The organism is Asanoa hainanensis (genome assembly GCF_900188485.1).
GTDB lineage: Bacteria > Actinomycetota > Actinomycetes > Mycobacteriales > Micromonosporaceae > Asanoa > Asanoa hainanensis.
Window position 1 is genome coordinate 30,027 of sequence record NZ_FZPH01000005.1, and the last position, 25,870, is coordinate 55,896.

General features: G+C 72.7%; 26 protein-coding genes. 14 read left to right on the plus strand and 12 right to left on the minus strand.

What is annotated here, in order from left to right; translation table 11 throughout:
• Positions 1 to 26: 26 nt before the first annotated feature.
• Positions 27 to 1,433, plus strand: a complete 1,407-nt coding sequence (locus CHC05_RS14030; protein WP_089248744.1) for an acyl-CoA carboxylase subunit beta — start codon at positions 27 to 29, stop codon at positions 1,431 to 1,433.
• On the opposite strand, the gene CHC05_RS14035 is transcribed toward CHC05_RS14030, so the two are convergent.
• Complete coding sequence (locus CHC05_RS14035; RefSeq protein ID WP_245870839.1) at positions 1,430 to 1,597, minus strand: hypothetical protein; 168 nt, start codon at positions 1,595 to 1,597, stop codon at positions 1,430 to 1,432. The genes CHC05_RS14030 and CHC05_RS14035 overlap by 4 nt on opposite strands.
• 66 nt (positions 1,598 to 1,663) lie before the next feature.
• Between CHC05_RS14035 and CHC05_RS14040 the strand changes: the two genes are divergently transcribed.
• The 3 genes from CHC05_RS14040 to CHC05_RS14050 are packed head-to-tail and all read left to right on the plus strand — an operon-like array spanning position 1,664 to position 4,732.
• On the plus strand, positions 1,664 to 2,362 hold the full coding sequence (locus CHC05_RS14040) for a class I SAM-dependent methyltransferase (RefSeq protein WP_089248746.1): 699 nt from the start codon (positions 1,664 to 1,666) through the stop codon (positions 2,360 to 2,362).
• 13 nt (positions 2,363 to 2,375) lie between these two features.
• Complete coding sequence (locus tag CHC05_RS14045; protein WP_089248748.1) at positions 2,376 to 3,005, plus strand: class I SAM-dependent methyltransferase; 630 nt, start codon at positions 2,376 to 2,378, stop codon at positions 3,003 to 3,005.
• Positions 3,006 to 3,019: 14 nt separating this feature from the next.
• A complete protein-coding gene (locus CHC05_RS14050) occupies positions 3,020 to 4,732 on the plus strand; it encodes an ATP-binding protein (RefSeq protein WP_089248750.1) in 1,713 nt (570 codons plus the stop codon).
• Here the strand turns inward: CHC05_RS14050 and CHC05_RS14055 are convergent.
• The 5 genes from CHC05_RS14055 to CHC05_RS14075 form a co-directional block, all read right to left on the minus strand.
• Positions 4,705 to 5,607, minus strand: a complete 903-nt coding sequence (locus CHC05_RS14055) for an ion transporter (RefSeq protein ID WP_089248752.1) — start codon at positions 5,605 to 5,607, stop codon at positions 4,705 to 4,707. The two genes, CHC05_RS14050 and CHC05_RS14055, sit on opposite strands and share 28 nt — an antisense overlap.
• 22 nt (positions 5,608 to 5,629) lie before the next feature.
• Entirely contained in the window at positions 5,630 to 6,265 is a 636-nt protein-coding gene (locus CHC05_RS14060; RefSeq protein WP_089248754.1) for a DJ-1/PfpI family protein, read from the minus strand.
• Between the two features lie 9 nt (positions 6,266 to 6,274).
• Positions 6,275 to 6,832 (minus strand): TetR/AcrR family transcriptional regulator, encoded by a 558-nt coding sequence (locus CHC05_RS14065; RefSeq protein ID WP_089248756.1) that lies wholly within the window; start codon positions 6,830 to 6,832, stop codon positions 6,275 to 6,277.
• Between the two features lie 33 nt (positions 6,833 to 6,865).
• On the minus strand, positions 6,866 to 7,717 hold the full coding sequence (locus tag CHC05_RS14070) for a class I SAM-dependent methyltransferase (RefSeq protein WP_089248758.1): 852 nt from the start codon (positions 7,715 to 7,717) through the stop codon (positions 6,866 to 6,868).
• 100 nt (positions 7,718 to 7,817) lie between these two features.
• Entirely contained in the window at positions 7,818 to 8,147 is a 330-nt protein-coding gene (locus tag CHC05_RS14075) for a hypothetical protein (protein ID WP_089248760.1), read from the minus strand.
• Between the two features lie 220 nt (positions 8,148 to 8,367).
• Here CHC05_RS14075 and CHC05_RS14080 point away from each other — a divergent pair, with 220 nt between their 5' ends.
• From CHC05_RS14080 to CHC05_RS14110, 7 genes are all read left to right on the plus strand, one after another.
• Entirely contained in the window at positions 8,368 to 8,859 is a 492-nt protein-coding gene (locus CHC05_RS14080) for a DUF3145 domain-containing protein (RefSeq protein WP_089248762.1), read from the plus strand.
• Between the two features lie 152 nt (positions 8,860 to 9,011).
• Positions 9,012 to 10,727, plus strand: a complete 1,716-nt coding sequence (locus CHC05_RS14085; RefSeq protein WP_089248764.1) for a glycoside hydrolase family 3 protein — start codon at positions 9,012 to 9,014, stop codon at positions 10,725 to 10,727.
• A gap of 60 nt (positions 10,728 to 10,787) precedes the next feature.
• A complete protein-coding gene (locus CHC05_RS14090; RefSeq protein ID WP_089248766.1) occupies positions 10,788 to 11,810 on the plus strand; it encodes a glycosyltransferase family 2 protein in 1,023 nt (340 codons plus the stop codon).
• Positions 11,807 to 14,116 (plus strand): hypothetical protein, encoded by a 2,310-nt coding sequence (locus CHC05_RS14095; protein ID WP_089248768.1) that lies wholly within the window; start codon positions 11,807 to 11,809, stop codon positions 14,114 to 14,116. Before CHC05_RS14090 ends, CHC05_RS14095 begins: the two co-directional genes overlap by 4 nt.
• Before the next feature lie 27 nt (positions 14,117 to 14,143).
• Complete coding sequence (locus CHC05_RS14100) at positions 14,144 to 14,566, plus strand: winged helix-turn-helix transcriptional regulator (RefSeq protein WP_089248770.1); 423 nt, start codon at positions 14,144 to 14,146, stop codon at positions 14,564 to 14,566.
• A 37-nt stretch (positions 14,567 to 14,603) separates the two neighbouring features.
• Entirely contained in the window at positions 14,604 to 15,233 is a 630-nt protein-coding gene (locus CHC05_RS14105) for a GNAT family N-acetyltransferase (protein ID WP_089248772.1), read from the plus strand.
• 63 nt (positions 15,234 to 15,296) lie between these two features.
• Positions 15,297 to 15,503, plus strand: coding sequence for a hypothetical protein (locus tag CHC05_RS14110; protein ID WP_089248774.1), 207 nt, complete (start codon positions 15,297 to 15,299; stop codon positions 15,501 to 15,503).
• Here CHC05_RS14110 and menC read toward each other — a convergent pair.
• Together menC and CHC05_RS14120 are read right to left on the minus strand one after the other, a co-directional pair.
• Positions 15,455 to 16,576, minus strand: a complete 1,122-nt coding sequence (menC, locus tag CHC05_RS14115; RefSeq protein ID WP_089248776.1) for an o-succinylbenzoate synthase — start codon at positions 16,574 to 16,576, stop codon at positions 15,455 to 15,457. The genes CHC05_RS14110 and menC overlap by 49 nt on opposite strands.
• 10 nt (positions 16,577 to 16,586) lie before the next feature.
• Entirely contained in the window at positions 16,587 to 17,438 is an 852-nt protein-coding gene (locus tag CHC05_RS14120; protein WP_144022587.1) for a GNAT family N-acetyltransferase, read from the minus strand.
• 257 nt (positions 17,439 to 17,695) lie between these two features.
• Here CHC05_RS14120 and CHC05_RS14125 point away from each other — a divergent pair, with 257 nt between their 5' ends.
• Positions 17,696 to 18,625: an alpha/beta fold hydrolase gene (locus CHC05_RS14125; RefSeq protein WP_089249496.1), complete on the plus strand. Its 930-nt coding sequence runs from the start codon at positions 17,696 to 17,698 to the stop codon at positions 18,623 to 18,625.
• A gap of 1 nt (position 18,626) precedes the next feature.
• Here the strand turns inward: CHC05_RS14125 and CHC05_RS14130 are convergent, their stop codons facing one another.
• Positions 18,627 to 19,658 (minus strand): saccharopine dehydrogenase family protein, encoded by a 1,032-nt coding sequence (locus CHC05_RS14130; protein ID WP_218824539.1) that lies wholly within the window; start codon positions 19,656 to 19,658, stop codon positions 18,627 to 18,629.
• A gap of 153 nt (positions 19,659 to 19,811) precedes the next feature.
• Between CHC05_RS14130 and CHC05_RS14135 the strand changes: the two genes are divergently transcribed.
• Complete coding sequence (locus CHC05_RS14135; RefSeq protein WP_089248782.1) at positions 19,812 to 21,917, plus strand: HelD family protein; 2,106 nt, start codon at positions 19,812 to 19,814, stop codon at positions 21,915 to 21,917.
• Here CHC05_RS14135 and CHC05_RS14140 read toward each other — a convergent pair.
• The 3 genes from CHC05_RS14140 to CHC05_RS14150 form a co-directional block, all read right to left on the minus strand.
• Positions 21,907 to 22,830 (minus strand): SMP-30/gluconolactonase/LRE family protein, encoded by a 924-nt coding sequence (locus CHC05_RS14140; RefSeq protein WP_245870840.1) that lies wholly within the window; start codon positions 22,828 to 22,830, stop codon positions 21,907 to 21,909. The two genes, CHC05_RS14135 and CHC05_RS14140, sit on opposite strands and share 11 nt — an antisense overlap.
• Before the next feature lie 69 nt (positions 22,831 to 22,899).
• Positions 22,900 to 23,475, minus strand: a complete 576-nt coding sequence (locus CHC05_RS14145; RefSeq protein WP_089248786.1) for a YdeI/OmpD-associated family protein — start codon at positions 23,473 to 23,475, stop codon at positions 22,900 to 22,902.
• 10 nt (positions 23,476 to 23,485) lie between these two features.
• Positions 23,486 to 23,803, minus strand: coding sequence for a hypothetical protein (locus tag CHC05_RS14150; RefSeq protein WP_089248788.1), 318 nt, complete (start codon positions 23,801 to 23,803; stop codon positions 23,486 to 23,488).
• A 57-nt stretch (positions 23,804 to 23,860) separates the two neighbouring features.
• Between CHC05_RS14150 and CHC05_RS14155 the strand changes: the two genes are divergently transcribed.
• Complete coding sequence (locus tag CHC05_RS14155) at positions 23,861 to 25,870, plus strand: copper-translocating P-type ATPase (protein WP_089248790.1); 2,010 nt, start codon at positions 23,861 to 23,863, stop codon at positions 25,868 to 25,870.

Sequence of the window (25,870 nt, forward strand, 5' to 3'; positions counted from 1 at the left end):
ACGGGGGGATTGCGGTGACCAGGAGCATGGCGCTCGATGAACAGGCCGGGGACTATCGGGACCCGGAGGTACGGCTGAGGGCCCTGTTCGACCAAGGCACCCTGCGCCTGGTCGCACCCCGCGACGACTCCGGCGTGCTCGCCGCCCGCGGCGAGATCGACGGAACCCCGGCGATCGCGTACGCCACGGACGCCACCCGGATGGGCGGCGCGATGGGCAGCGAGGGCTGCCGGCACATCGTCGGTGCGATCGACGCCGCCATCACCGAGCGCGTGCCGGTGCTCGGGCTCTGGCACTCTGGCGGCGCGCGGCTGGCCGAGGGCGTGGTCGCGCTCGACGCGGTCGGCCAGGTCTTCGCGGCCATGGTCCGGGCGTCCGGCCGGATTCCGCAGATCTCCGTGGTGCTCGGCCCGGCGGCCGGCGGTGCCGCCTACGGGCCGGCGCTGACCGACGTCGTGGTGATGAGCGGCGCCGGCCGGATCTTCGTGACCGGCCCCGAGGTCGTCCGCAGCGTCACGGGCGAGCAGGTCGACATGGAACGCCTCGGTGGCCCCGAGCCGCACGGCCGGCGCTCCGGCGTCGTGCACGTGACCACCAAGGACGACGACTCGGCGCTGGGCGAGGCGCGCAAGCTGGCCGCCCTGCTCGGCCACCAGGGCCGGATCTCACCGGCCGACATCGCCGTCGACGACCCCGCGCACGACCTGACCGGCACCATGCCGGAGGCGGCCAACCGGGCGTACGACGTGAAGCCCGTGGTCTCCGCCCTGCTGGACGAGCCCGGCGTGGAGCTCCACGCCAAGTGGGCCCCGAACGTCGTCACGACCCTGGGGCGCTTCGGCGGGCGCACGGTCGGCGTGATCGCCAACAACCCGCTGCGGCTGGGCGGCTGCCTGGACGCGGCCAGCGCTGAGAAGGCCGCCCGGTTCGTCCGGATGTGTGACGCGCTGGGCGTGCCGCTGGTCGTGCTGGTCGACGTGCCGGGCTACCTGCCCGGCCTCGGCCAGGAGTGGGACGGCGTGGTGCGCCGCGGCGCCAAGCTGCTGCACGCGTTCGCGGAGGCCGTCGTGCCCCGGGTGACGCTGGTGACCAGGAAGGCATATGGAGGCGCGTACATCGCGATGAACTCCCGCTCGCTGGGCGCCACCGCGGTGTTCGCCTGGCCCAACGCGGAGATCGCGGTGATGGGCGCGTCGGCCGCCGTCAACGTGCTGCACCGCAAGAAGCTCGCCGCCGCGCCGCACGAGGAGCGCGAGGCCCTGCGGGCCCAGCTCGTCGAGCAGCAGATCAAGGAGGCCGGCGGCGTGCAGCGGGCGCTGGAGATCGGCGTCGTCGACGACGTGCTCGAGCCCGGCGAGACCCGGCGCCGGCTGGCCGAGGCCCTGGCGGCCGCTCCGGCCGCGCGCGGCGGGCACGGGAACATCCCGCTCTAGCGCCTGTTGCGCGGGTGGTTCTTGCCCATGCGCTCGTTGCCCCGCCGGTAGTTGCCCGTCCACCGGGCCATCACGCCCTGCGGGTCGGCGTCGACCTCGGCCAGGAACTCGGCGGCGCGGCCACCACGCAGCGTGGTCGCGGCCCGGCCGTGGTGGAAGATCACAACCGATCCGTCAGCGCGCTCGTTGTCCGCGGAGGCTTTTCCGGGCGGCGTAATAGGGTGAGTGCCGTGGAAGCGACCGAGATCCGCAAGCTGGCCGCGCTCGAGGACCGCCACTGGTGGTACGCCGAGCGCCGGGCACTGCTGGCCCGCGCGCTGAAAGGCCTCGGCGCTCCCGGCGCGGCGCTCGACATCGGCGCGGCCGGCGGTGGCAACACCCGCGTGCTGCGCGCGCACGGCTGGCGCCCGGTGGCGCTCGAATACAGCACCGAGGGTGCCGAGGTGGCCCGCGAGCGCGGGCTGTCGGTGATGCGGGCCGACGCCCGGCGGCTCCCGGTCGGCACGGGTGCGCTCGACCTGGTGACCGCGTTTGACGTGCTGGAGCACATCGACGAGGACCACGAGGCCACGGCGGAGATCTTCCGGGTCCTGCGGCCGGGTGGCACGCTGCTGGTGGCCGTACCCGCCGACATGAAGCTCTGGTCCGCACACGACGTGGCCGTCGGTCACGTCCGCCGCTACGACCGCGAAGGCCTGCGCGCGGTCGTCGAGAAGGCCGGGCTGGTCGTCGACGAGCTGTGGAGCTGGAACGTGCTGCTTCGCCCGATCGCGGCCTGGCGCCGGCGCACCTCCACCGGCAGCGACCTCGACGACATCGCCGCCCCCGTCAACCTGGGCCTGCGTGCGGTGGTGGCGACCGAACGCTATCTTCCGGTGAAGTCGTTGCCCGGCGTCTCGCTGATGCTGCGCGCCCACCGTCCCGAATAGGAGACCCGTCCCCGTGCTGGCCCCGCTCAAGAACCTGCTCGGCAACGTCACGATGTACGTGGCCCTGCAGAAGGCGCTCGGCTCCGACCGCCTGCGCTACCGCTGCCTGGCCGAACTCGACCTGCACGACGGCGACACGGTGATCGACGTGGGCTGCGGACCGGCGTACTACTTCGACCGGCTGCCGGCGGTGACCTACTTCGGCTTCGACACGTCGGAGCGGTACATCGCGCACGCCTCGGCCCGCTACGGCTCGCCGCGGGCGACGTTCTCCACGGAGATCTTCGGCGAGCGGCACCTGGGTGTGCTGCCGCCGGCCAACGCGGTGCTGCTGCTCGGCCTGCTGCACCACCTCTCCGACGAGGACTCGCGGTCGCTGCTGCGGGTCGCGTCGCAGGCCCTCGCCCCCGGCGGGCGGGTGATCGCGGTCGACACCTGCTACGCGCCGGGCCAGGGCCGGGTGTCGAAGTGGATGAGCGACAACGACCGCGGCGAGCACGTCCGCGAACCGGCCGCCTTCGAGGCCCTGGCCCGCGAGTCCTTCGCCGACGTGAGCGGCGAGGTCGTCGACGACGCCATCCGCGTCCCGTCCAGCTTCTGGCTGATGCGCATGGCCACCCCCCTGCACGTCGCGGCGGCGTAAAGCACGATGCGGTGATGCGCCGTGTGCATCTGGAGGCAGCCGAGGACCACGTGCAACGGCTGGCGCGCCTGAGCGACCCGCTGGGCGCGGTCAAGGAGCTGGTCTGGAACGCGCTCGACGCGGACGCGACCCGGGTCGACGTGGTGTTGCACCGGTCGCCGCTCGGTGCGGTCGAGCGGGTGACGGTGCGCGACGACGGCACCGGCATGGCTCCCGAGGCCCTGGCCGCCGCGTTCGACCGGATCGGTGGCTCCTGGAAGAAGTGGACCGCCGGCACGCTGCTCAAACAGCGGACCCTGCACGGCAGCAACGGGCAAGGACGGCTCCGGGCGTACGCGCTCGGCGACCACCTGCGCTGGACCACCGTGGCCGACGGCGTGGGCGGCCGGTCCCGGACCGAGGTGAGCGCGCACGCCGGGGCGCGCAACGACTTCCTGATCGGCGACAGCGAGCCCACCCGCTCCCCCACCGGCACCCTGGTCGAGGCGTGGGGCAAGCAGTCGCCCCGGCTCGACCGGCTGGCGCTGCGGGCCAACCACCGCCGCCTGACCACCGAGCTCGCGCCGTACCTGACCGCGTACCCGGAGGTCACCGTCGTCTACGACGGCGTGGCGGTCGACCCGCGCACGTCGGTGCAGCGGACCACCGTCTACCCGCTGAGCTTCGCCGACGGCGAGGAAGCCGCGCTCAAGGTGATCGAGTGGTCGTCGCCGGTCGACCGCGAGCTGCACCTGTGCGACCAGCACGGGATCCCCGTCGGGTCGGTCGACGTCGGCATCCGGGCGCCCGGGTTCGACTTCACCGCGTACGTGCTGTGGCACGCCACCGCCGACCACGTGGGTGACGTGCACCTCGGCGACGGGCACGACAGCGAGGTCACCGCGCTCGTCGCGGCGGCGCGGGAGCAGCTGCGAGCGCATTTCCGGGGCAGGGCGGACGACCGCCGCCGGGAGGTCGTCGAGTCGTGGCGCACCGCGGGCGACTACCCGTACAACGGCGACGGTGGCCTCGAACAGGAGACGTTCGACCTCGTCGCGACCACCGTGCACCGGCACATCCCCCGGCGGGGCAACCAGCGGCGGGCCACCCTGGCGTTGTTGCGCGAGGTGCTGCGCGCCCGGCCGGACCGGGTCGCCGACCTGCTGGGCACGATCTTCAAGCTCTCCGACGACGACCGGTCGCAGCTCGACCGGGTGCTGCGGGAGACCGACCGGGAGATCCGGGCCGCGACCACCGTCGCCGACCGCCTCGAGGTGATCGCCGCGCTGCGGAGGCTCACGGCGGACGGCGCCTCGCCGGATCCGCTCCGGGCGGTGCTGGCGGACAACGCCTGGGTGTTCGGCGAGCGGCACGGGCTGCTGGCCGCCGACCGTACCCTCGACGTGGTCCTGGACCGGCACGCCGGACCCGACGCCGACCTGCTGGTCGCCCGGACCCGCCGAGAGCACGAACGCCTCCAGCACCTGGTCGTCCTCGGGTCCGACAAGGCGGGTGCCAAGGACCTGACCCAGCTGCGGGCGTACGCGGAAGCGGTCGCGGCCGACACCCGGTACCGCGGCATCCGGGTCGACTGGGAGGTCTGGCTGGTCGTCGGCACCTCGGAAGTCGGCGGGACCGGCGGCGGCGTCCGCGTGCGCACCTGGAACGAGGTGCTGCTCGAGTGCACCGACCGGGTCCGCTTCTTCGAGCAGAGCGCGGCCTATCCGGATCGGGCCCGGCGGGCCTGATCGTCGTCACGCTCGATGCGCAGCTCGCGTTCGAGCTCGGCCAGCGCGGCCCGCAGGTCGTCGATCCGCTGGGTGACCGCGATCCGGTCGACCTCGTCGGGCACGCCGTCGCCGTCGCGGTCGGCCATCCCCTCGCTGATCTCCAGCCGGCGCGCCTCCTCCATCGAGTTGACGATCACCGCGATCAGGATGTTGAGCAGCAGGTTCGCGGTGATCAGCACATAGCTGACGTAGTAGACCAGCGTCCACGGCGAGACCGTCAGGCCCTGCTGGATCAGGTCTGGCAGCGTCTCCTGCGACAGCAGCACGAACAGGGTCAGCACGGCCTGGCCGAGCGTCCCGTACTGGTCGGGGAACTCGTCGTGGAAGATCAGCCAGCCGGCCATCCCGTAGACGTAGAGGGTGACCAGCGCCAGAGCGAGGAACCCGCCGACACCGGGCAGGCTGCGCAGCAGCGCGGTGACGATCGTGCGCAACCCGGGCGAGAACCGGACCAGCCGGAGTACGCGGGCGATGCGCACGATCCGCAGCGCGGTCGAGTCGTGCAGGCCCGGCAGGAACGCGGCCGCGATGACCAGGAAGTCGAAGACGTTCCAGCCGTGCTTGAAGAAGTCCTGCGGGCGGCGATCGTACGCGCCGAGCCGGATCGCGATCTCGACGACGAACACGGCCCGGAACACCCACTCCAGGGCGACCAGCAGCGGCCGGAACTCGCCGAGGTGCGGATAGGTCTCGACCCCGAGCGCCACGGCGTTGGCCCCGATCACCGCGACGATGACGACATCGAACACCCGCGAGTCGGTGATCGCCGCGCACCGCCGCGCGAACCGCTCCTCGCGTGCGGTCCGCTGGCGAGGGATCTTGGGCGGCGACATCAACGAAGCTTAGTGCGTCCCCTCAGGACACGATGGCCGAGCGCCGGGCCAGCACCGCGTCGGCGATCGCCCGGGGTGCGGTGTCCGGGTTGCCGGAGGTGTACGGGGGCCGCGGGTCGTACTCGTGGGCGAGCTGGATCACCTGGGCCACCCCGTCGCCGGCGATGCGGCCGGCCAGGGCGAACGCCATGTCGAGGCCGGCCGAGACGCCGGCGGCGGTGACGTACTTGCCGTCGAAGACGTAACGGTCCGCGAGCGGGATCGCGCCGTGGTCGGCGAGCAGGTCACGGACCAGCCAGTGGCTCGTGGCCGTGCGGCCGGCCAGCAGGCCGGCCGCCGCGAGCAGCAACGAGCCGGAGCAGACCGAGGCCGTCCACGTGGTGTGCCGGTCGACGGCGCGCGGCCAGCGCAGGATCGGGCCGTCTCCCATGTGGGCGGTCTGGCCCGGACCACCCGGCACCACGACCACGTCGGGCCTGGTCACGTCGTCCAGCGCGGCGCCGGCGACCAGGCTCAGGCCACCGACCTCGTTGGTCACCGGACCGGGCCGCTCGGCGACGAAGACGACCTCGGCTCCGGGGAGATGACTGAGCACGTCGTACGGCCCGACGGCGTCGAGCGCGGTGAACCGGTCGTACAACAGGATGGCGATCTGCATGGGTCTCCCTCAGGTCAGGAACGCGTCGAGTGCGGCGGAGACGAGCGGCTCGGGGTCGTCCTCCCCGGTGGCCAGCTGGAGGCTGCCCCAGGCGCGGAGCTGGGCGATGCCGTGCAGGTTGGCCCAGAGCGCGCCGGCCACCACGCTCGGCGGCGCCGCCGAGCGCGTGCCTGCGGCGGCGACCAGATCGACCAGCCGCTCGAACAGCGGCAAGCTCGTCTCCCGCAGGCCGAGGTGGCCGCTGGCGAGCAGGTCGTGCCGGAACATCAGCTCGAACATGCCGGGGTTGGCCCGGGCGAAGGCCAGGTAGCCGCGGGCGAGGGCGGCGAGCTGGGCGCGGGGGTCGTCGCCGGGCGCGGATCGAACCGCGGCGGCGAGCTGGGCGAACCCTTCGCGGGCGATGGCCGACAGCAGCTCGAGATGCGTCGGGAAGTAGCGGCGGGGCGCGCCGTGCGACACCCCGGCCCGCCGGGCGATCTCCCGCAGGGTGAGGGCCGGCAGCCCGTCGGTCTCCAGCAGCTCGACACCGACCCGCACCAGGCGGTCACGCAGCGGCTCGTCAGTCATAGACAGTGTCTACCAGAGGCGCGTAGACACTGTCTACCGCCTCTCGAAATGCCAGACGATCGCGGCCGGGGTGTTCTCGTAGGCCGCGTCGACCGCGTCAGCGGCCCATTTCCGCAGGAACGGGCCGCCGCCGGTCGTGCTGTGCGGCCAGAGCGGCTCGTGGCAGGCCCGCACCGCGAAGCCCGCGCCCACCGCAGCCGTGACGTAGGCGCTCGGCCGGAACCGGCTCGCCGGCAGCCGCGACTCGACACCCGCGGCGTCCACCGTGGAGGCGATGCCGCCCAGGTAGAGCGACTGCCAGTGGATGTCGGAGGTGACCAGGTGGCCGCCCGGTCGCAGTACCCGCGCGAACTCGGCGAACGCCGGCTCCAGCGCCGGCAGGTGGGTCAGGGCCAGCGCGCAGGTGACCAGGTCGACGGAGGCGTCCGGCACCGGCAGGTCGCGCAGGTCACCCTGGACGAACTCGGCCGCGGGCGCGGCGCGGCGGGCGTACGCGAGCATGTCGGGCGAGCTGTCCACCCCGACGACGCTGTGGCCACCGGACGCGAGGAAGGCCGCGTGCCGTCCGGTGCCGCACGCGGCGTCGAGCGCGCGCCCGGCGGGCAACGCGCCGACGATCTCCCGGACGATCGGCTCCTCGACGTCGATCAGCGGGTTGCCGGGCTCGTCGTAGGTGCGCGACCAGCTCCTGTAGCCGGCGACCGTGTCGGTCTCGCCCACCTCGTCGGCCGGGCCGAGATCGCCGCATTCGGCGGCGGCCAGGATGTCGCGCGTCTCGGTGAGCCGGTCCTGGACGAAGGCGGCGTCGAACTCGCCCGCGAACGCCCGGAGCAGCGCCAGGCCTTCCATGCCGAGCAGGAACGCGGCCGGGTGCCGGTAAGCCATGCGGGCACGCTAGTGATCAGCGAGCCGGCGCGGCGAATGGTTTTTGGAGACACGAAAGAGCGCCCCGGCCCGGAGGGCGGGGCGCTCTTTCGGTTGACACTCAGGCTTCGAAGACGCCCGCGTCGACGAGGCGCTTCTCGGTGACGTCCCAGCCGTGGCCCGGGAAGGCCTCGGCCAGACCGGCCAGCTCCACGCGGATCTTGGCCGCGTGGCCGGCGCCCGCCAGCACCTTGATCTCCTCGACGAAGGCGTCGGAGTCGGTGCGGAGGTGGTTGGTCTTGCCGTTCGTCAGGTTGCGCACGTAGACGAACTTCCCGTTGTTGAGCGGGATGAGGTACTTGAACTCGCCGAGCACGCTCAGTGCGCCACCCTGCCCGGCCTGGCCAGCCCGGACGGACGCGCGCGCGGTCTTGGAGGTGTTACTCGCCACGGGGGGACTCCTTGCAAGGGCGCGTGTACATGGGAAATGGACCGGAGAGGCCCAGTGAAGGGTAGCACCAGCCGCGGATCGGCCATCCGGACCAATCGTCCCAACCAGTTTTCCGATTCCCTGGCGCAACATCGGCAACAGGGGTCATCATGATTGCTGACTACTCGGAGTGGCGCGAGGTCGTAGGGGAAGACGCACCTCGGGTCTTCGGGAGGTCACCGTGCCAACGCGTGGCGTCGTTTACGTCCACTCGACCCCGCTCGCCGTGTGCCCACACGTCGAGTGGGCGATCGCGCGCGTCCTCACCGCGCCGGTCACACTGCACTGGACAGCGCAGCCGGTCGACCCCGGCGCGCGACGCACCGAGTGCAGCTGGACCGGCCGGGCGGGGACCGGCGCCGAGCTGGCTGCTGCCCTGAGGCAGTGGCCCATGATCCGTTTCGAGATCACCGAGGAGCCCAGCCCGGGTTGTGACGGTGAGCGCTTCATGTTCGTGCCCGGCCGCGGGCTGTTCCGGGCGACGGCCGGCGCCGCCGGTGACATCCAGCTCGGCGAGGACCGGCTGCGCGCCATCATGGCGAGCTCGCGCGCCCCGGAGGCACTCCAGCACGCCCTCGACAAGGCGCTCGGCACCGCGTGGGACGGCGAGCTCGAGCCCTACCGGTACGCCGGCGACGGCGCCCCGGTGACCCTGCTCACCCGCGTGGGCTGATCGCGGTCCCCCACCGGGGCCGTTCGGACGACCGGGAAACCACCCACCGCAGGCCACGGGCGTCCAGGGGCGGCCAGTTCGTGCGAATTCCGGACCGACCGCATCGCCAGCTTCACTTGCTCATTGCGCGCGAACCTGGCCATCATGGCTCGATGGCCTCCCCCCGGAGCCGCCTCGCGTTGCTTTTCGCCGCTGTGGTCGCCGCGATCCTCGTGGCCGTCGCTGCCTGCGGCAAGCCGGCGCCCCGCGCGGCAGCACCGTCCTCGTCACCGCCGTCCGCGACGGCGGCGCCAGCCAGCCCGAGCCAGGCCGCGGATCCCGCCGGCCGCGCCGCGGCCCTGGTCAAGACGCTCTCCGACGAGCAGCTCGCCGGCCAGGTGCTGATGCCCTACGCGTACGGCGCCTCGGCCACCAACGTGAGCGCGGGGTCCGCGCAGGGCAACCAGAAGCTCGGCAAGGTCGACACCCCGGCCCAGATGATCCAGAAGTACCACCTGGGCGGGCTGATCCTGGTCGGCTTCTCGGCCGACGACCCGACGTCGACCAACCAGGCCACCACCAACGTCGACAACCCCAAGCAGATCACCGCGCTGACCGCGGGGCTGCAGCAGGCGGCCGGCGGCGAGGCGCCCATCCTGATCGGCACCGACCAGGAGTTCGGCGTCGTCACCCGGATCAAGACCGGCGTGACGCTGCTGCCGAGCGCGATGGCCGTCGGCGCCGGCGGCAACCCCGCCGCCACGCAGCAGGGCTGGAAGGTCGCCGGCGACGAGCTGCGCGCGATGGGGCTCAACGTCGACTTCGCGCCCGACGCCGACGTGCTGGGCACCGCCGACGGCGGCGTGATCGGCTCGCGCTCGTTCGGCTCCGACCCGAAGGCCGTCAGCGACCAGGTGGCGGCCTCCGTGCGCGGGCTCCAAGGCGCGGGCGTGGCCGCCACCCTCAAGCACTTCCCCGGGCACGGCAGCACCCCGTCGGACTCGCACACCGACCTGCCGGTGATCGGCAAGAGCAAGGCCGACCTCGACAAGGTCGACCTGGCCCCGTTCAAGGCCGGCATCGACGCCGGGGCACAGCTCGTGATGAGCGGCCACCTCGACGTGAAGTCGATCGACCCGGGGGTGCCGGCGTCGTTCTCGCACAAGGCGCTCGTCGACGTGCTCCGCGGCGAGCTCGGCTTCAAGGGCGTCGTGGTCACCGACGCGCTCAACATGGCACCGGCCGAGAAGTGGCCGGCCGGCGAGGCCGCCGTGCGCGCCCTCAACGCCGGCAACGACCTGCTGCTGATGCCGCCGAACGTGGGCGAGGCCTACCAGGGCCTGCTCGACGGGCTGCACACCGGCACGCTGAAGAAGGACCGGCTGGTCGAGGCGGCCACCCGCGACCTGACGCTGCGGTTCACGCTGGCCGACGCGCAGGCCGGCGACCAGAACCTGCTCGCGGCGAAGTCGCACCTGGACGTCGCCAGCGGCCTGGCCGCAGCGGCGGTCACCCAGTTGCGCGGCCAGTGCGGTGTGCCGATCAAGGGTCCGGTCACGGTGACCACCTCGGGCGGCCGGGACACCAGCAAGGCCAACCTGGAGAAGGCGCTGCGGAGCGCCGGCGTGCAGGTCGTGCCGAGCGGTGGCCGGATCGTGCACCTGGTCGGCTACGGCGACGGCACGGGCGACCTCAACGCGAAGGCCGACGTGACGGTCGGGATGGACACGCCGTACGTCCTCGGCAAGGCGAAGTCGCCGAACGTGCTGGCCACGTACTCGTCGACGCCCGACGCGCTGAAGGCGCTCGCCCAGGTGCTGGCCGGAAAGCAGAAGCCGACCGGCAAGTCACCAGTGGATGTGCCCGGTTTGCCCCGTAGCGTGTGCTGATTTACCCCGGCCCGCCTGATACGGTTCCCCCGTTCGAAGCGCGGGAGGAGCACGGGCGGGATGGCTCAGCAGGATCCGGCACTCTCCGTGGTCGTGCCGATGTACAACGAGGAGAGCGTGCTGCCGCTGCTCGCGGAGCGGCTGCGCGCGGCCCTCGACGGGCTCACCGAGCCCTACGAGGTGGTCGCGGTCGACGACGGGAGCACCGACGGCACCGCGGCCGGCCTGAGCGGGTTGCGGCAACGCTGGCCCGAGCTGCGGGTCATCCGGCTGCGCCGCAACGGCGGCCACCAGGCGGCGCTGATCGCGGGCCTGCTGCGGGCGCGCGGCAGCTACGTGGTCAGCATCGACGCCGACCTGCAGGACCCACCCGAGATCATTCCCGAGATGCTCGCCCTGGCCCGGGCCGAGAGCCTGGACATCGTCTACGGCGTACGCGGTGACCGCAGCTCCGACACGGCGTTCAAGCGGCTGACGGCCGGCGCGTACTACCGGCTGATGCGGCAGCTCGTCGGCAAGCAGGTGCCGGCCCAGGCAGGCGACTTCCGGTTGCTCAGCCGGGCGGCCGTCGAGGCGCTGCGCGACCTGCCCGAGCGCAGCCCGGTGCTCCGGCTCGTCGTGCCGTGGCTTGGCTTCCCGAGCGGCGAGGTGCGCTTCCTGCGCGCGGAACGGGCGGCGGGGCGCACCAAATATCCCCTGTCCCGGATGCTGGCCCTCGCGGCCGAGAGCGTGACCAGCTTCTCCGCGGCCCCGCTGCGGGTGGCGACCTGGCTCGGCCTGCTCGGCGTCGCGGTCTGCGGGCTGCTGGTGATCTCCGTGATCGTCGCGTTCGCGTCCGGCCGCACCGTCACCGGCTGGCCGTCGATCCTGGTGGCGGTGCTGTTCCTCGGTGCCGTCCAACTGCTCTGCCTGGGCCTGCTCGGGGAGTACGTCGCGCGGATCTACACGGCGGTGCAGGCGCGGCCCGCCTACTTCATCGCGAGCGACAGCGATCCGGGCGACGGCGGTGATCCCGGCGGCGCGCCGGAACAGCGCCCCGCCGCCGACGACGACCCGGCCGTGCTGGCCGACAGCCGCCGGTGACCGCCCCCGAGAAGGGCGCCGCCGTTCCGGCCGCCCGGCCGCCGGTGCCGGCCGATCCCGCCACGGCCGAGTCGGTCTCCTCCGAAACCGGTGCGCCCCGTCGTGCGTATCCCCTGCTGCGTTTCCTGCCCTTCGTGGCGACGCTGGTGTACGTCGCGGCGGTGCTGCTCGCCGCGGACACCTCGCCGCTCGACTTGGTGAAGTACGCGCTCTACGTGGGCCTCGCGCTCACCCTGCCCGGCACGCTCGTCTATCGCGCGCTGCGCCGCACGCCGCACTCGCTGCTCGACGACCTCGCGATGGGTACCGCCGTCGGCCTGGTGCTCGAGCTACCCGCCTGGACGCTGGTCTCGGTGCTCGACGTCCGCGGCCTGCTGTGGGCCTGGCCGCTGATCGTGGTGGCGCTGTTCGCCGGGATCCCCAGGCTGCGGAGGCACTTCCGGCCGCGTTACACCAAGACCGCTCCGCTGGGCTTCTCGTGGGCGGTCGGCGGCGCGGTGGCCTTCTTCACCACCTACCTGTCGTCGACGTTCCTGCAGCGGAACCCGATCCTGCCGACCGGCGAGGACACCCGCCAATACCTCGACCTGGCCTACCAGCTCTCGCTGGCCGGCGAGGCCAAGCACCAGTTCCCGCTGCACGTGCCGCAGGTGGCCGGCGAGCCGCTGTTCTACCACTGGTTCGGCTACGCGCACATGGCGTCGAGCAGCATGATCGGCGGGATCGACCTGCCGGTGATCGCGCTGCGGCTCGCGATCCCGTTCCTGTGCGCGCTGGCGATCGTGCTGACGGCGGTGGTCGGCTGGCGGATCAGCGGGCGCGCGCTGGTCGGCGCGGTCGCGGCGGCGCTGTTCTTCGTGGTCGGCGAGACCAACTTCACCGACCCGGTCACCATGCCGTTCGGCACCCAGAGCTCGTTCGTCATCTGGCACGGCATGTCGATGATCTACTCCTGGGTGCTGCTGCTCGCCCTGATCGGGGTGGTCTGCGCGCTGCTGACGGGTCAGCTGGCCCGGGGCGGGTTCGTGCTCGCGTTCCTGTTCCTGGTCGCCTCCAGCGGTGCCAAGGCGAGCTCGCTGCCGGTGGTCGCGGTCGCGCTGCTGGTGACCTTCGTGGTCGTGCTGCTGGCCCAGCGGCGGATCCCGTGGACGCTGCTGACCCTGGGCGTGCTGACGGGCGCCGCGCAGCTCTTCGCGATGGCGGTGCTGTTCCGATTCCAGGCGTACGGCGTGACGCCCGAGCCGATGTGGAGCTTCGAGCGCTTCTGGACCCCGCCGGACGGGCCGATGTGGCTGGCCGTGCTGCCGGTCTGGTTCGCGTTCCTGGTCAACATGCAGCTCCGCGCGGCGGGCATCGTGCCCCTGGTCTGGCTGCGCCGGGGCCGGCTGGAGCCGACCCAGGTGTTCCTGCTGGCCGGCGGCATCGGTGGCCCGCTGATCTACCTGATGGTCAAGCAGCCCGGCGACGGCAACCAGTACTTCACGCGCGCCGGCTTCACCTTCGCGGTGCTGCTCTCGGCCTGGGGCTACGCGATGGTGTACGACCGCGCCAAGCTGTCCCGGGCCGGCCGGATCTTCCTCGGCGTCGAGGCTCTCGCGCTGGCGGTGGTGCTGGTGCTGACGCAGTTCGAGCTGGCCGGCCCGGCGCAGGCGTCCGTGCCACCGAGCCCGCTCGACCCGCTGATGCCGCTGCTGCGTTGGGCGCTGGTGCTGGCCGCGCTCGTCCTCCTGCTGGCCGCGCTGTGGCCGGCGCTGAGCCGCTGGCGGCCCGCGCTGCGGGGACGGGGCGGGATCGTCGCGCTCACCGCGATCCTGGTGGTCGGCGCCCCGGGTCTGATCATGGACATGCGCAAGTCGGAGCGGTTCTCGAACGGCGGCGCGTACGCGACGATCTCGCTGCCGCGCTCCCGGGTCGAGGCGGCCCGCTGGCTGCGTGACCACAGTGCGCCCTCGGACGTGGTGGCCACCAACGCGCACTGCATCAACGCGCCGACCGATGGCTACTGCGACCCGCGGTCGTTCTGGCTCTCCGCGTACGCCGAGCGCCGGGTGCTGGTCGAGGGCTGGGCGTTCGCGCCCCGGGTGTCCGAATCCGGCTCGTGGGAGTTCTGGGACCCGGACCTGCTGGCCCGCAACGACGCGGCGTTCACGGCGCCAACGGCGCAGTCGCTCAGCGCCCTGCGGTCCGACGACGGGGTCCGTTGGCTGGTGGCCGACCGGCAGGTAGGCCCGGAGTCGCCGGACCTGGCCGGGCTCGCGGACCTGCGCTACTCGAACGACCGGATGGCCGTCTACGAGCTGCGCTGATTTCTTACTTAAGGTTAGTCTTGGGCGATGAGCCGAGACGAGGTCCGCCGCCGACCGAGCAACTCCCGGGCCAGCGTCCGCCGGGTGCCCGGCCCGTGCGCCCGCTGGGACGACGAGAACGCGTCGTTCATTCGCGAGATCCTCGACCTGGTCGGCGACAAGTGGAGCGTCCTGGTCATCGGCACCCTGGCCGACGGCGCGGTCCGCTACTCGGACCTGGCCTACGCCATCCCGGGCGTCTCGCAGCGCATGCTGACCCTGACCCTCAAGCAGCTCAAGCGGGACGGCCTGGTCGAGCGCACGGCCTATCCCGAAGTGCCGCCACGGGTGGAATACCAGCTGACCCCGCTCGGCACCTCGCTGCTGTCGACGGTGCTGGCCCTGGCCGACTGGTCGGCCACGAACCACGCGGAGATCCGCCGCAACCGGATGGCGTACGACGCGGGGTAGCGGTCTTATTGCCAAAGACTTGCAATAGTGTGGGCCGGTGATCGAAACTTTGCCTGAGCTGGTCCTCGCGTGGGGTCGTGGCTGGGCGGTCTCCCGCCGCGTGCCCGATCCCGTCGACATCCCGGGTGGCTTCCGAGCCGACGTGGGCCTGCCCGGTCACCGGGTCAGGTACGTGCTGCACACCTGGGACGCCGACGAGCTCGCGTCGCTGGCCCGGGATCACAGCGCGCCCGGAACCTGGATCAAGGTAAGCGGACACCTGCGCGGTGCCCTGCCCGACCCCTGGGTGATCGACAGCGCCGGATATCTGATGACCGCCCCGTTCACGGTGGGCACTCGAAAACCCCCGGCGCCCTACGAGACGCGAGTTACAACGGACGGCGAGGTCGTGGTCGCGACGGTCGTCGACGCGACCGGCGCCACGGCGGCTTACGGACGCCTGGCGCCGGCCGGCGAGTACGGCGTCGTCGACCGGGTGGAGACCGCGCCCGCCCACCGACGCCGGGGCCTGGGCACCACGGTCATGTCGGCGCTGAGCGACCAGGCCGCACGCGACGGGCTGCGCACCGGCATCCTGCTCGCCACCGACGACGGCCGCCGGCTGTACGGCGCCCTCGGCTGGACAGTGCGGTCCGAGTTCGCGGCGGCGTACGTCCGGGAAGACTGACCCGGCGGCATGTCACTCGAAAGGCGCATTCCTAGCATGCCAACCAGGACGTAGCGTCTGGGCGTGAATCTTCCGCGCTGGTCGGCCGCTCCCCCGGAGCAGCGCGGCGTGCTGGTCACCGTGGCGCTGGTGATCGCCGCTCTGGCGATCGCGATCAGCCTCGCCGGCATCGTGCTCGCCGCGCTCGCGCTCGGCCGCGACGACGGGGCCGGCGGTCTGGCTCAGGACAGCGGCAGCCACTCCGTCGCGGTGGTGATCTCGGTCAGGTAGTCGAGGTCCGGTGTCACGCCCAGGCCCGGGCCGGTCGGCAGCGCGACGTGCCCGGCGTCGTCCAGCACGAACGGCTCCGTGATGTCGCGGGCGAAGTAGCGGTCCGACGCGGACGTGTCGCCCGGGAGGGTGAAGTTGGGCAGCGCGGCCAGGGCCACATTGGCCGCCCGGCCGAGACCGGTCTCGAGCATCCCGCCGCACCAGACCGGCACGCCGTTGGCCGCGCACACGTCGTGCACGCGGCGGGCCTCCAGGTAGCCGCCGACCCGGCCGGGCTTGACGTTGACCACCGACGTGGCGCCGAGGGCGATCGCGTCGGCGGCCGCCCGGGCCGAGGTGATCGACTCGTCGAGGCAGACCGGGGTGCGGATGAGCCGGGCCAGCGCGGCGTGCCCGCGCAGGTCGTCCTCCGGCAGCGGCTGCTCGATCAGCAGCAGGTCGAACGGGTCGAGCCGGGCCAGATGCCGGGCGTCGGCCAGCGTGTACGCGGTGTTCGCGTCCACCTGGAGCAGCAGGTCGTCGCCGAACCGCTCGCGGACCGCGCGGACCGCGTCGACGTCCCAGCCCGGCTCGATCTTGAGCTTGATCCGCACGTAGCCCTGGGCGCGGTAGCCGTCGACGGCGTCGAGCAGCTCCGGGATCGACGACATGATGCCGACCGAGACACCGGCCGGCACGGTCGGGCGGACCGCGCCGAGGTAGGTGCCGAAGGACGTGCCCGACTCCCGCAGCGACAGGTCGAGCAGCGCGGTCAGCACGGCCGCCTTGGCCATCGGGTGGCCCTTGATCCGCTCGAGCGACGACTCGAGCCGGGGCACGGTCAGCTCGCCGGCCTTGGCCAGCGCGACCACCTCGGGCAGCAGGAACCGGCGGATCACCTCGGCGGCGCCGTCGACGTGCTCGCTGGAGTAGAGCGGCTCCGACATGGCCACGCACTCGCCCCAGCCCTCGGCGCCGTCGCCGGCCGCGCGGACCAGCAGGACGTCGCGTGCGGTCTCGGTGCCGAAGGAGGTGCGGAACGGGCTGACCAACGGCAGGGCGATGCGGCGGAGCTCGAGACCACGCAGGTTCAACGGTTGTCCTCTACTCGGCTTCCATGACGTACCAACCATCGCGGGCCATCCCCGCGATGCGATATCCGGAGTCGAACGCCGCGCAGAGCGCGTTGGCGACCTCGCGCCGCCAGGCGACCGCGAGCGGCGGGTCGGTGCCCCGCAGGACCTCGATGTCCAGGGGCACGGCGACCAGCAGCGGGCGGCCGTCGTGCACCGCCTTGCCGGGGCTGGGCCGCCCGAAGTCGTCGCGGGCGAGCGCCACCTCGGCGCCGGCGGCGTACACCGCCTGCATGTTGATCTCGCGTGGGTCGCCGGCCGCGGCCGCGATCGCCTCGGGCGACGCGACGTCCCACTGGATGTAGAGGCGGTCGCTGGTGGCGTCGCCGGCGTTGATGCCGTCGGTCATCACGCCGTAGAAGTCAGGCAGGTATTTGACCGCGCGGGCGCCGAGCTTGTGCAGGTTGAAGTAGGCGTTGCGACGGACGAGCGGGTCGAACGTCCAGTGCACCGACTCGATCCGCCGGTCCAGCGCCCAGGCGCGCTGGTGCAGCTTGATGGCGTGCCCCGCACCGCGACTCTGCGTCGCCGGGTCGACACCGGTGATGTGCGAGTGGAGGTGGTCGAGCCCGAAGAAGGCGACCGCGGCTCCGATCATCTCCTCGTCACGGAACGCGCCCACCACGTAGTTGCCGGCGTAGGACAGCGCGCGCATCATCCGCGCGTCCAACAGCTCGTTGGGCGAGTCCGTGCGCCAGATCCTGCCGAACAACCGTGCCGCCTCGTCGTGCGCGGCGGGTTCGCGCAGCTCTCGCACGGTGATGCCCAGCCGGGTCGCGGCGGCGGTCGCGACCTCTTTCGCCTCCGCGATCAGCTCGTCCACCCAGCCTCCCATTGTGCAGACCGAGTCCTTACTTCAACAGGTGAACAGGCCTCGTGTCGAGGCTACCGTAGGTAATTGATGGTTTTCTTTACGTTGCCACCCATGGCCGAGCCACCCATCCGGCGCACTTTCGTCGAAACGGCGTAAACCGGATCTTCGATCTAGCGAGCTGAACGCAGCTTAAGGCATGATTGTTACTGCCCGGTATGCGCGTGGGTAAGAACGTCGGTGCGGAATCCTCGGCCTTGGAGGTGACCATGCCGCAGCGGAGCTCGGTGACGCTGCCAGACGGCGTGCGGTTGCACGTCGAGATCAGCGGGGCCGACGACGCGCCCATCACCGTCTTCCTGCTGCACGGGTGGACCCTGGACACCCGCACCTGGCACCGCCAGCTCACGCGGCTCCAGGAGGCCCTCGGCAGCCCCGTGCGGATCGTGGCGTACGACGCCCGCGGGCACGGCCGCTCCGACGGCACCACCCGGGCCGGCGCCAACCTGGCCCAGCTCGGCGACGACCTGGCCGAGGTGATCACCGCGGTCGCTCCCACCGGCCCCATCGTGCTCGCCGGCCACTCGCTGGGCGGCATGACGATCATGGAGTTCGCGCACGGCCACCCCCGGTTCTTCGCCCTGCGGGTGGCCGGGCTCGTGTTCATCTCGACCACGGCCGAGGGACACACCCACACGGTGTACGGACTCCCCCCGCGGATCACCCGCCTCATCCGCCTCGCGGAGACCACCGGGGCCGGCATCCTCGCGCGCGGCGGCTCCTGGCGGCTGCACCGCTACGTGCTCCGCGCGCTGGCCCCGTCGCTGCGCTGGCTGCTGTTCGGCGACCGGTGCACGCCCGAGGACCTGATCGTGACGACCGCCGCCGTGGCCCGGGCGCAGCTCCTGGCGATCGGCGCGTTCCGCTCGTCCGTCGGCGAGCAGCAGCGCCTGACCACCCTGGCCGCCCTCGGCGACCTGCCGGCGGCGGCGCTGGTCGGCGACCAGGACCGGCTCACGCCGCCGCCCTGCGCGGTGTCCATCGCCGCCGCCCTGCCCAACGCCGAGCTCACCGTCTGCCCCGGCGCCGGCCACATGCTGATGCTGGAGCGCCCCGCGATCGTGACGGCGGCGCTGGCCCAGGTGACCCGGGCCGCCCTGGGCAACCCCCAGGACGCCCCGGACCTCCAGGCCGCCTGAGTCAGGGCGCCTTCACCACCACCCGGTCGAGGTGGGTGAGGAAGTCCGGGCCGAAGGCGGTGGCCGGGGTGTGCGCGCCTGGTTCGGCGGCGCCGGCCAGGAGGTGCTCCACCGCGCGGTGCAGGGCGTCGGCGGTCAGGTCGTACGCGTTGGGGCCCGTCAGCGTCGCCGTGCGGACCTCGCCGGCCGCGTTGCGCACCTCGCCCCACACCTCGCAGGTCGTCGCGGCCCGGGTGGCGGCCGTCGGGCCGGGCGGCTGGCGCTTGATCGCCCTAGCGGCGAGCGCGCGGACGGGCGCGAACCGGATCAACCGGGACAGCAGGCTCGGCGCCGGCACCCGGGTGTAGACGACGATGTCGCCGATCCCGGTCGAGTGATGCGCGGTGACCAGGTCGCCCCACGGGACGGCGCCGACGCGGCGGACCTTGGTCGGGAACGGCACGTCCCGCGCCGGAGTGCCCATCGGCGTCGACACCAACGTCCCCGCGATCCGCCGCCAACCACCGCGAGCGTTCATCGACAGGCCGGTGGTCGCCGTGCCCCGGCTCAGCCCGCCGGGCGCGACGAAGGCCAGCTCCAGCGCGGTCGCGTCGGGGAGCGCCGCGTGCAGCAGGTTGGCCAGGCAGTCGGTCGGCACGACGTCGAAGCCGGCCCCGGTGAGCAGCACCACCCCGGCCGCCCGGGCGTCGGCGTCCCGGGCCAGCACGGCCTCGAAGACCGGGTGCTCGCCGGTCACGTCGAGGTAGTGGGTGCCGGTGTCGAGGCAGGCGTCGACCATCGGGCCGGCGGTGGCCACGAAGGGGCCGGCGCAGTGCGCGACGGCGTCGACGTCGGCCAGGTGACGGCGGGTAGCGACCGGATCACGCAGGTCGAAGATCACGTGGTCGAGGCCGAGCTCGTCGGCGAGGGCACGGACGGCGGCGGCGTTGCGGCCGGCGAGGAGCGGGCGGGCACCGCGGCTGACGGCCAACCGGGCGGTGAGGTCACCCGTATAGCCGTTGGCGCCGTAGATCATCCATCGTTGATGCGACACGGCATCAACTTAAGGGCTCAACGGCGATTCTATCGAGGTGCGAGTAGGCGCACATCGACCCGGTTACCGATTCGTCCGGGCTCGGCGACCCGTACTCTCGTTCGGGTTGGTCGCACGACCTGCGACCGAGCACACGCACGAGGAGCCATCCGCTTGACCGACGTCACCACGCTCCAGCAGGAGATCGCGACCGAGCAGCAGCACGTGGACCGGGTGTACGCCCGGGTCGACGAGCTGCGCCGGGCGGCCGCCCAGGCCGAGCGGGAGGGTTACCGCCAGGCCTCGGTCGGCAACTTCGGTGCGCTCGTCGAGCGGGACGCGTTCGTGTTCCACGCCGCCCGCCGCCGCTACCTGCTCGACGCCGAGCACGAGGGGCTGGTCTTCGGCCGGCTGGACATGCACGGCGGCGCCAGCTTCCACGTGGGTCGGCTGGGCGTACGCGACGAGGACGCGCAGCCGATGGTCGTCGACTGGCGCGCGCCCGCGGCGGCCGCGTTCTACCAGGCCACGGCGGCCGAGCCGCGGGGCGTGATCAGGCGCCGGATGATCCAGTCGTCCGGCGTCAAGGTGACCGGCATCGAGGACGACCTGCTGGACCCGGAGGCGGCGCCCGAGCAGATGCGGGTGGTCGGCGACGGCGCCCTGCTCGCCTCGCTGTCGAAGGCGACCGGGCACGGCATGCGCGACATCGTCGCCACCATCCAGCGCGAGCAGGACCAGGCGATCCGCTCCCCCGGCGGCGGCGTCACGGTCGTGTCCGGCGGCCCCGGCACCGGCAAGACCGCAGTGGCCCTGCACCGGGCGGCGTACCTGCTCTACTCGGACCGCAACCGGTTCGCCGGCGGCGGCATCCTGGTGGTCGGCCCGTCGACGGTGTTCGTCGAATACATCGCGTCGGTGCTGCCGTCCCTCGGCGAGGAGTCGGCGACCCTGCGGTCGCTCGGCTCGCTGGTGCCGGGCTGGTCGGCGACCCGCAGCGACCCGGGCCCGGTGGCGGCGGTCAAGGGCTCGTTGCGGATGCGCCGGGTGCTCGAGCGGGCCTCCCACGACGCGGTGCCGGACGGCCCGACCTCGCTGCGCCTGCTCTACCGGGGCACCCTGCTCCAGCTCGACCGCGCCCAGCTCGACCGGATCCGGACCCGCGCGCTGCCCCGCGGCGCCCGCCGCAACGAGGTCCGCCGGGTCGGTTTCGATGGGCTCTTCGACGCGCTCTGGGCCCAGCTCCAGGAGCAGCGGATCCCCGGGCTGAAGAAGGCCGAGTTCGAGGGCGAACTGGCGGGGCGCGAGGACTTCCGCTCCTTCGTCAAGGAGTGGTGGCCCCGGCTGCGCCCGCGCCACGTGCTGGCCTGGCTGGCGGATCCCGCGCGCCTGCGCCGGTACGCGGACGGCCTGTTGACCCCGGCCGAGGTGCGCCTGCTGACCGGCAGCTTCCACCCCGAGGACCCGACGATCGCCGACGTCGCCCTGCTCGACGAGCTCGACGCGCAGCTCGGCCGGCCGGCCCAGCCCTCACGAGCGCAGCGCAACCAGTTCGAGGTGGCGCGCGGCGTCTACGAGCTGAGCACGTCCACCGAGCGGGCCCGGGCCGCCCGGGCCGCCGCCACCGCCCGGCCGGACGACTACCGGGAGTACGCGCACGTCGTGGTCGACGAGTCGCAGGACGTCTCGCCGATGCAGTGGCGGATGCTGGGCCGGCGCGGCCGGCTGGCGTCGTGGACCGTGGTCGGTGACCCCGCGCAGACCGCGTGGACCGGCGACCCGACCGAGCTCGACCAGTCCCGGGACCGGGCGCTGGGCTCGCGGGCGCGCAACGTCTACACACTGACGACCAACTACCGGAACTCGGCCGAGATCTTCGAGGTGGCGGCGGCGGAGATCCGCACGATCGCGCCGGACCTGCCGCTGCCGACCGCCGTGCGGTCGACGGGTGTGCCGCCGGTGGCGCTGACGGTGCCGGCCGGTTCGCTGGCCGCGACCGTGCACGAGGCGGTCGAAGAGCAGCTCGGCGAGGTCGAGGGCACGGTCGGCGTGATCACGGCGGTCCCCCGGGTAGGCGAGGTCGCCGGCTGGCTGGCCGACTTCGACGACCCGCGCCTCCAGGTCGTCACCAGCCTGCAGGCCAAGGGCATGGAGTACGACGCCGTCGTGCTGGTCGCGCCGAGCGAGATCCGCGCGGGTGGCGCGGCGGGCGTGCGCACGCTGTACGTCGCCCTGTCCCGCGCCACCCAGCGGTTGGTGACCGTCGAGGTCAGCGCCTGACGGCGACCGCGGTGTAGGTCGTGTCCGGCGTCGGTGGGGTGGTGAACCGGGCGTTGGGCAGGTAGAGCCGCTTGCCGTACGCGGCGATGGTGGTCGGCACGTCGAACGCGGGGCTGGTGATCGTGCGGACCACGCTGCCCCGGGTGCCGGACCGGTTGAGGTCGACGACGGCGATCTGGTTGAGGCGGTTCTGCACCACGTAGAGGCGGCGCCCCTCCACCCAGATGCCGTCACCGTTGGTCATCAGCGCGCCGCCCAGGTCGACCTGGGTGGTGGCACCGGTGTCCGGGTCGACCACGAACAGGAAGCCCGTATTCGACTGCACGATCAGCAGGTTCCGGCCGTCCGGCGTGCGGTCGATGCCGTTGGTGTTGAAGGCGCCCGGCGTGAACACGAAGTCGCCGGTGAGCGGGACGGTCTCGAACGTGTCGCCCAGCTTGCCGTGGCGGCCGAACGGCACCTTGTAGAGCACGGGGTTCTGCGAGTCGGTGAACCAGGCGGCGTCGCGCGTCAGGATCACGTCGTTGACGAAGCTGGTCCCGTCGGTGAAGTTCCAGATCTTGAGCGTGGCGCCGGTGCGCGCGTCGACGACCCGGCCGTCACCGCTCGCGGCGCCGCTGACGAAGAGCCGGCCCTGCCGGTCGAGCTTGAGCCCGAGCGATCCGGCGCCGAAGCCCGGGTTGATGATCTCGCCCCGGCCGGTGGTGAGGCTGGCCCGGTAGATGGCCCCGGTCGCCCGGGACCCGAAGTACGCGTACGGGAGCGTGCCGATGGCGATGCCCTCCGGCTGGAAGCCGTTCGGCAGCGCGATGGTGGTCTCGAGTTTCCGGTCGTGTGCGTTGGCTGTGCCGGCCGGTCCGAGCAGGGTGGCGGCAAGCACCGCGGTGAGTCCCAGCGCGATTCGGTGGCGCACGATGGCGTCTCCTCTCGACGTGACGTCCGTTCAGGAAGGCACGCACGTCGCGTCGATGAGGTTCAATCTTCAACCAACTTGTGGCGGCGGGATGGGCTCGCCACTGGCCAGCAGGTCGGTCAGCGCGGCGAGCCGCTTGGCCCGGGCGGCGGCGCTGGGCGCGCTGGTCAGCTTGAGGATCACCGAGTAGCGGGCCGTCTTGTCGAGCGCGGCGAACCGCGCGGCCGCGGCCGGATTGTCCACGAGGGCCGCTTCGAGGTCATCGGGAGTTTTCGCGTCCCTCTGTGGCGGGTAGGCGGCGGCCCAGCGCCCGTCGCTCTTGGCCGTCTCGATCTGGCGGAACCCGGCGGGCCGCATCCGGCCGGCGGCGATCAGCGCCTCGGCGCGGTCCACGTTGACCTGTGACCAGCGCGCGCCCTTGCGGCGAGGCGAGTAACGCTGGAGGAAATGCTCGGCGTCCAGGCCGCGGCGCTGGCTGTCGATCCAGCCGAAACAGATCGCCACGTCACCGGCCTCGGCCGCGGAGATCGTCGGGGTCGCGGCGCCCTTCTTCGCGATCGCCAGCCACGCCTCGCCGGCGGTGTGGTGGTGGTCGGCCAGCCAGGCCTCCCAGTCGGCCACCGCGCGAAAGGTCATCGGCTCCATGCGCGCGAGGCTACCGCTCCTCAGGGTCGGCGAAGCCCGGCAGGAACCGGGGTGACGGCGCGCCGGGCTCGACCCACAGGTATCCGCCGCGGAACTCCACACCGGACACGTCGACGAGCATCCGGTCGGGATCGAGCAGGCTGCCCAGGGCCCGTGGCAGGTCCGTCCGGAGCTCGGCCACGGCCTCGTCGAGCGTGTCGGGCTCCGCCGACCAGTCGATGTCGGCCGCGGTCAACTCCCGGACGGCCCGTTCGGCCACGGCGGCGGGATCGCGGACCAGCACCTCGACGCGGCAGTAGACCTGCATGACGACCGGCTCGTTGGACATGCGCGGCATAGTCGCACAGCGGCTTGCACATATACCCCCTGGGGGTATGGTGGACGCATGCCAGCAGACCACGCACACCACGACAAGCACGCTGGACACGATCCGGAACAGTTCCGGCGCAAGTTCTGGCTGTCCCTGGCCCTGACCGTGCCCATCGTCGTGACCAGCGAGATGGTGATGGACTGGTTCGGCTACTCGCTGGACTTCCCGGGCATCGACTGGATCGGCCCGGTGCTCTCGTCGGTCGTCTTCCTCTACGGCGGCTGGCCGTTCCTGGTCGGCGCGGTCCGCGAGGTCCGCGACCGGGCGCCCGGCATGATGCTGCTGATCGCGATGGCGATCACCGTGGCCTACGGTGCCTCGCTGGCGACCGCGGCCGGGGCGTTCGACCTCGACTTCTGGTGGGAGCTCGCCGCGCTGGTGACCATCATGCTGCTCGGCCACTGGCAGGAGATGAAGGCGATCGGCCAGGCGCAGGGGGCACTCGCGGCGCTGGCGGCCCTGCTGCCCGACGACGCCGAGCGGATCACCGACGGCGGGGTGGAGACCGTGCCGGTGACGGCGCTGCGGCTCGACGACGTCGTGCTGGTGCGACCGGGCGGCCGGGTGCCCGCGGACGGGCGGCTCACCGAAGGCACCGCCGAGGTCGACGAGTCCATGATCACCGGCGAGTCCCGGCCGGTGCCGCGCGAGCCGGGCGACCGGGTGGTGGCCGGCACGGTGGTCACCGACTCCGCGGTCCGTGTGCGGATCGACGCCGTCGGCGCGGACACCGCGCTGGCCGGCATCCAGCGGCTCGTCGCACAGGCGCAGGCCTCCGGCGGCCGCGCGCAGGTGCTGGCCGACCGGTTCGCCGCGGCGCTGTTCTACGTCGCCGCCGGGGTCGCGGTGGTCACCTTCTTCGCGTGGTGGGTCGCCGGCAACCTGGACGACTCGGTGGTCCGCACGATCACGGTCCTCGTGATCGCCTGCCCGCACGCCCTGGGGCTGGCCATCCCGCTGGTCATCGCGCTGTCCACGGCCGTGTCGGCCCGCGCGGGCATCCTGGTCAAGGACCGGCTCGCGCTGGAGCGGATGCGCACCGTCGACGCGGTGCTGTTCGACAAGACCGGCACGCTGACCAAGGGCGCGCACAAGGTCACGGGGGTGGCTGCCGTCGACGGCGTCACCGAGCAGGAGGTGCTGCGGCTCGGCGGCGGCGTCGAGGCCGACAGCGAGCACCCGCTGGCCAAGGCGATCGTGACGGCGGCCGGCAGCCCGGCCGCGGCTCGCGATTTCCGGTCGCTGACCGGCCGGGGTGTGCAGGCCACCATCGACGGCACGTCGTACGCCGTGGGCGGGCCGGCGTTGCTCCGCGAGCTGGCGGTGTCGGTGCCGGCCGAGCTGACCAAGCAGACGGACGGCTGGGCCGGTCGCGGCGCAGCCGTGCTGCACCTGCTGCGGTTGGGCGCGACACCCGAGGTGCTCGGCGCGTTCGCGTTGGAGGACGAGGTGCGGCCCGAGGCCCGGGAGGCGATCGCGCAACTGCGCGACCAGGGCGTACGGACGATCGCGATGATCACCGGAGACTCGCGCGCGGTGGCCGAGGCGGTGGCCGCCGACCTGGGCTTCCGGCCCGGGATCGACGAGGTGTTCGCCGAGGTGCTGCCGGCCGACAAGGACCGCGCGGTCGCCGACCTGCAGGCGCGCGGCCTGCGGGTGGCGATGGTCGGCGACGGCGTCAACGACGCACCGGCCCTGGCCCGCGCCGACGTCGGCATCGCGATCGGCGCCGGCACCGACGTGGCGATCGAGTCCGCGGGCGTGGTGCTGGCGTCGTCCGACCCGCGCGGGGTCAGCGGCGTCATCCGGCTGTCCCGCGCCGCGTACCGCAAGATGATCCAGAATCTGTCCTGGGCGGCGGGCTACAACGTCGTGGCGATCCCGCTGGCGGCCGGCGTGCTGGCCTGGGCCGGCCTCACCCTCAGCCCCGCGATCGGCGCGGTGCTGATGTCCGCGTCGACGATCGTGGTGGCGCTCAACGCGCAACTGTTGCGCCGCGTCCGCCTGACGCCGGAGGGCGCGTAG